The organism is Providencia sp. PROV202 (assembly GCF_028479565.1).
GTDB lineage: Bacteria > Pseudomonadota > Gammaproteobacteria > Enterobacterales > Enterobacteriaceae > Providencia > Providencia zhijiangensis.
This window is the reverse complement of the sequence record NZ_JAMPNV010000010.1, coordinates 218,398-224,450: the sequence shown is the minus strand read 5'-3', so window position 1 is coordinate 224,450 and position 6,053 is coordinate 218,398. Positions and strand designations below refer to the sequence as shown.

6 protein-coding genes are annotated in these 6,053 nt (G+C 45.3%); all 6 read right to left on the bottom strand.

Annotated elements, in window-relative coordinates:
* The coding region (locus PR799_RS07355; protein ID WP_272521608.1) for a UbiX family flavin prenyltransferase at positions 1–412 on the bottom strand (412 nt) is incomplete at its 3' end.
* A 323-nt stretch (positions 413–735) separates the two neighbouring features.
* Positions 736–2,253, bottom strand: coding sequence for an amidophosphoribosyltransferase (gene purF / locus PR799_RS07350; protein WP_154602886.1), 1,518 nt, complete (start codon positions 2,251–2,253; stop codon positions 736–738).
* A 14-nt stretch (positions 2,254–2,267) separates the two neighbouring features.
* Entirely contained in the window at positions 2,268–2,771 is a 504-nt protein-coding gene (gene cvpA, locus PR799_RS07345) for a colicin V production protein (protein ID WP_154628898.1), read from the bottom strand.
* A gap of 177 nt (positions 2,772–2,948) precedes the next feature.
* A complete protein-coding gene (dedD, locus tag PR799_RS07340; RefSeq protein WP_272521607.1) occupies positions 2,949–3,686 on the bottom strand; it encodes a cell division protein DedD in 738 nt (245 codons plus the stop codon).
* A gap of 5 nt (positions 3,687–3,691) precedes the next feature.
* A complete protein-coding gene (gene folC, locus PR799_RS07335; protein ID WP_272521606.1) occupies positions 3,692–4,981 on the bottom strand; it encodes a bifunctional tetrahydrofolate synthase/dihydrofolate synthase in 1,290 nt (429 codons plus the stop codon).
* Positions 4,971–5,939: an acetyl-CoA carboxylase, carboxyltransferase subunit beta gene (accD, locus tag PR799_RS07330; RefSeq protein ID WP_154628900.1), complete on the bottom strand. Its 969-nt coding sequence runs from the start codon at positions 5,937–5,939 to the stop codon at positions 4,971–4,973. Before accD ends, folC begins: the two co-directional genes overlap by 11 nt.
* Positions 5,940–6,053 lie beyond the last annotated feature (114 nt).

The following is a 6,053-nucleotide window of genomic DNA, read 5'->3' as shown; positions in this document are numbered from 1 at the left end:
CTTGAACAAGCAACCGTAAATGCCCCAAGTGCAGTGGTGTTTCACGTACCCCTAATACCAGTTTTTTCCCTTCTTTTAAAACGACATCTGCGGCACGGGTGACTAACGTATCAGTATAACTGTGAACGATGCCTGAAAGGGTTTTCATGGTACACGGCATGATAACCATACCCGCAGTACGAAAAGAGCCTGAGGAGATGGCAGCGGCAATATCGCGGCTATCATAAACATGGTCTGCTAGCTGTTGCACATCTTTAACACTGCATTCTGTCTCCAGTGCTAATGTCTGGCGTGCTGCTACACTCATCACTAGGTGGGTTTCCACATCCTTCACAGGCTTGAGCACTTCCAGCAATCGAATACCGTAGAAAGCTCCACTCGCGCCCGTTAACCCAATGATAAGTTTTTTCATGTTCAACCCCAATTCACGTAATTTCCTGCATTATATACCAAATACGCGGAGGGTGTTGAGCTAGGAATGGATATGGCTTTGATTAAAAGTTACCTAGCAGCATGAAAGTTAACTCTAAGGAACTATTTTCGCTAGAATCCTCTAAATAATTCATGCTATAGCTAGGCGAGCCGACCAAAATATCATTAATTTTCTATATAGTTAGGGTTACAGCTAGGCGGCAAATAAAGCTATCCCAAGGAGCATACAAGAGTATGTGACTTGGGTAGCTGAATGAAGCCAACAACGCTGTAGCCCTAACTATGACGAAAATTTCCGAAAATTTAGCCTTCGTTGTATATCTCTAAATCCTCAACATCACTCTGATCTTTCAACTTCAACTCATCATCTTTACGCAGATTTTCCAGATAATCTAAATAGGTCTGGTCAATATCTTTGGTCACGTAGATGCCATCAAATACGGAACATTCAAATTCGTTGATTTCCGGGTTTTCTTCACGAACCGCGTCAATGAGGTCGCTAAGATCTTGGAAAATTAGTCCATCTGCGCCAATCAGTTTACGGATTTCATCCACTTCCCGACCGTGTGCAATCAACTCATTCGCATTTGGCATATCGATGCCGTATACGTTAGGAAAGCGAACTTCTGGTGCAGCTGAAGCAAAATAGACATTCTTTGCACCCGCTTCACGAGCAAGTTCAACGATCTGTTCTGATGTGGTACCGCGCACAATAGAGTCATCCACCAGCAGAACGTTTTTATCGCGAAACTCTGCACGGTTTGCATTCAGTTTACGGCGCACAGATTTACGACGTTCTTGTTGCCCAGGCATGATAAAGGTACGTCCAACATAGCGGTTTTTCACAAAACCTTGACGGTACGGTTTATCTAGGATATGGGCGATTTCTAACGCGATATCGCATGAGGTTTCAGGGATTGGGATCACCACATCAATATGCAGGTCTTCCCATTCGCGCGCAATTTTCGCGCCTAATTTTTGCCCCATACGCAATCTTGCGTTATACACAGAGATTTTATCGATAAACGAATCTTGGCGAGCAAAATAAACATATTCAAAAATACATGGTGTCAGCTGCGGGTTTTCTGCACATTGGCGAGTAAATAATTTGCCATCTTCAGTGACATATACCGCTTCGCCTGGCGCAACATCACGCAGGAATTCGAAACCTAAAGTATCAAGTGCTACGCTTTCAGACGCGACCATATACTCATGTTCGCCAGTCGCAAGAATACGGCGACCAAGGACTAATGGGCGAATGCCGTGAGGGTCACGGAATGCCACCATCCCGTGGCCAATAATCAGTGCCACACAAGCGTAGGCGCCACGGATTTTTTTGTGCATTGATGCTACGGCACTAAAAATGTTGTCAGGTTCGAGAGGAAAATGATCAAACTTATCTAATTCGTATGCTAATACGTTTAGAAGAATTTCGGAGTCTGACGTGGTATTCACATGGCGACGTGCTGTTTCAAATAAACTCCGAGCGAGTTCGTGAGCATTTGTCAGGTTACCATTATGTGCAAGGGTGATACCAAAAGGAGAGTTAACGTAAAAAGGCTGGGCTTCGGATGCGCTGGAGCTACCCGCGGTTGGGTAACGCACATGTCCAATACCCATTGAGCCTTGAAGGCGCAGCATGTGGCGCGTTTCAAAGACATCTTTTACTAAACCATTTGCTTTACGCAAACGGATATTGTTTTTACCATCAATAGTCGCAATACCCGCTGCATCTTGCCCACGATGCTGTAGCACCGTTAACGCATCATAAATTGATTGGTTTACCGGTGAAACACCGGCGATACCGACAATACCGCACATTTAGTCTTTCCTCATCAGCCAGACGGAGAGATATTCTCCGGTAGGAAACTTGACGCATTTTGCAGGTAGTCAAAGAACCACCTAATAATATGACTGAACTGCGGAATAAGCTGTGAACGATGCCAATCCTCACTTTGAGGAAGCGGTGTAAATGTATCGAGAAAGAACAATAGCGCCGATACAATTAATACCCCACGCAACGCACCGAAGCAGATCCCCAGTACACGATCTGTACCCGATAATCCGGTTTTTTGTACTAATGAACTAATCACATAGTTCACCACTGCACCGACAATCAATGTCGTGATAAACAGTGCTGCAATCGCAATACCATTACGAACCAAAACATCCTCAAAGTTCGTAAAGTAACTCGCTAAGTAAGGATAGAACGTACTTGCAACGAAGAACGCACAACCCCAAGTGATTAACGATAATGCCTCACGTACAAATCCACGGATCAGGCTTACCAGTGCCGAGAAGCCAATAATGGCGATAATTGTGTAATCAATCCAGACCATATTTCATTCCAAAATTCGCATTCACGTCAGCGGCGAATGCATTCTAACAGAAAACGAAAACGTTTGCGTAACCATTTTTCATTGAATTTAAAAAAATCAGCGGCGAAAAGAAAAAATCATAATCGCCGCAGTAAGTTACTAAATACCCTTATTTTTTAGGGATAACTGAATGTCAATTTAAGGCTTAAAAGCTTGGATTATCCCTTTTGTGCCGGTAATTGCGTTCAATTCAGGTAAAGCAGATTCAAGCTTCTGCCTTGACGCTTCAGGTCCCACATAAATACGGGTTAATTTGTTATTCACCGGTTGCGCTGGCACCGTATAAACCTGATACCCAGACAATCTTAGCTTCGCCACAATTTCTTCAACCTTGCTGGCATTATTGAGGGCAATCACTTGCACTACATAGGCTTTACCTTGAGGTTCTTGTTTTGGCTTAGGCGCAGGTTCTGGTTTCGGTTCCGGCTTTGGTTCCACCTTAGGCTTAGGCTCAGGTTTTGGCTCTGGCTTAGGTTCCGGTTTCGGCTCTACCCGTGGTTTTTCTGGCGTGACATTGGCAGGAATGGCGCTTCCATTTTGATTCACCACGTTTTGACTATTATTACTTTGATTTGCACTGCTTTGATTTGCACTGTTTGCGGTTACAGAAGGCTGCTCACTTTGCTTTTGCTCAGTAATAGCTTCCGATAACATCGCTTCAGAAGTTCCTTCCGAAGAAGCGGTCGATGCACTGTGTGTAATTGGCGCAATTGACTCAATATCTTCTTCATCACCCGGTTTGGGAATAATCGGAATGGCTGCAAATTCATTTTCATTGTATTTTTTATCGCCATCCAGCAATGCAGGCAATACGATGACCCCTGCAGCGACTAAAACAATGGCGCCAGCAAGACGATTCTGGAATTTACTAGCCACTGGCTTTATCCTTCTGTTTTCTCTAATAGCATCATGACATGAGCCACGGTATGGAATGATCCACACACCACAATCACATCTTGTGGTCGCACATCCGCACACGCTTGTTGCCAAGCTGCTTCCACGGAATCAAACTCATGGGCGCCGTCAACGTGCTGACTAAGCTCAGTCACATCTGCACCACGAAACTCTCTCAGTGGTGCAAGATACCAGTCAGTTACCTGCTGGGATAAACAAGTTAATGTCCCTTGAATATCTTTATCCCCCAGCATTCCCACTACCGCACGAATTCGTCGACCTTCTACCACTGGTAATTGCGCGAGTTTGGAGACTAAATAGCCTGCAGCATGAGGGTTATGGGCTACATCCAAGATCATTAACGGATGTTCACCAATGATCTCGAAACGTCCCGGTAACTGAGCGGTACTTAAACCTTGGTGGATAGCTTGGTCAGTGATTTTCTGCGCTAAGTCCGCATCAATCTCCATCAAGCAGCTGATCACACCCATCGCGGTTGCTGCATTGGCCAACGGCACATTCGGTAATGGTAAATTAGCCCATGACCTCTGAGAACTTTCCCAAGACCAATGTTGCCCTTGTTCTTGGTAATGCCAATCCTTGCCACGACGAAACAGCATGGTGCCAATTTTGTCGGCATAAGCGCCTATAGAGTCCGGCATATCAGGCTCACCCACCACGCCATAATGGCCTTGACGGAAAATACCCGCTTTCTCATGGCCAATATGCTCACGGTCAGAACCTAGCCAATCAGTATGGTCAAGCGCAATACTGGTGATTGCCGCGATATCCGCATCCACGACGTTAGTTGCATCAAGGCGACCGCCCAACCCTACTTCAAGGATCACAATATCTAACTCAGCTTGCTTAAATAATTGTAGTGCAGCTAAAGTGCCATATTCAAAGTAGGTTAACGAAATATTTCCACGCTGCGCTTCGATAGTCGCAAATGCTTGGCAAAACTCACTTTCAGTAAGTTCTTTGCCTTGGATCCGGACGCGTTCCGTGTAGCGCACTAAATGTGGCGAACTGTAGACACCCACCTTCAAACCCGCCGCCATCAAAATGGACTCAAGCGTATGGCAGGTTGTGCCTTTTCCGTTGGTTCCAGTAACAGTGATGACGCGAGGAGCGGGTTGAGTGAGATGCATTTGGCGGGCAGCTTGCCCTACTCGTTCCAACCCCATATCAATATTTTGACTATGCAGGTCAGTGAGATAAGAAAGCCAAGCCTCCAATGGAGACTTGGCGGTAGGAATGATTAGATTACTCATCATCTTTTTTATGTTTAGCGCCTTTTGCTTTATCTGCACCCTCGACAGCATCAGCAAGGTCAATTTCCACGTCAACTACTTCAACAACCAGCGCTGGCGCGGTGTTTAGACTTGGTTGATTGGTTAACATCGCGAGGACATCAGCCAAACGATCACGCATATCTTGACGACGCACGATCATGTCAATTGCCCCTTTTTCCAGCAGGAATTCACTGCGTTGGAAACCTTGAGGTAATTTTTCACGAACGGTCTGTTCGATAACACGAGGACCCGCGAAACCAATCAGTGCTTTAGGCTCGGCAACGTTGATATCACCCAACATCGCTAAACTTGCAGAAACACCACCCATGGTTGGGTCGGTCAGTACAGAAATGTACGGTAAGCCACGTTCTTGCATTTTCGCCAGTGCAGCACTGGTTTTCGCCATTTGCATCAGAGACAGCAACGCTTCTTGCATACGCGCACCACCACTGGATGAGAAGCAAACTAATGGACAGTTATCTTCCAATGCTTGTTCCACAGCACGGACAAAACGTGCGCCCACAACCGATGCCATTGAACCACCCATGAAGGAGAATTCAAATGCAGCCGCAACAACAGGCATCTCTTTGAGCGTACCTTTCATCACGACGATAGCATCTTTTTCACCCGTTTCTTTCTGGGCTGAGCTAATTCTGTCTTTATATTTTTTAGAATCGCGGAATTTGAGCACATCTTTTGGCTCTAATTCGCTACCTAATTCCGTTGTTGAGTTTTCATCAAGGAAAGATTCAAGGCGTTGGCGAGCATGAATACGCATATGGTGGTCACATTTTGGACACACTTGTAGGTTACGCTCAAGTTCAGCACCGTAGAGGACTTGCCCACAGCTATCACATTTAGTCCAAACACCTTCAGGAATGTTTGCTTTATGGGATGGGGTTGAAGTACCTTTTTTTAAAATTTTCTCAATCCAGCTCATTAATGGACCTTTTCGTCTGATTGCACTCTGACGACACCTCAAATAATACCAGCTACTGAGTTTCAGGGGTGGTTATATAAGAAGCATCTATCAGTATGTTATTTTTTGCCATTA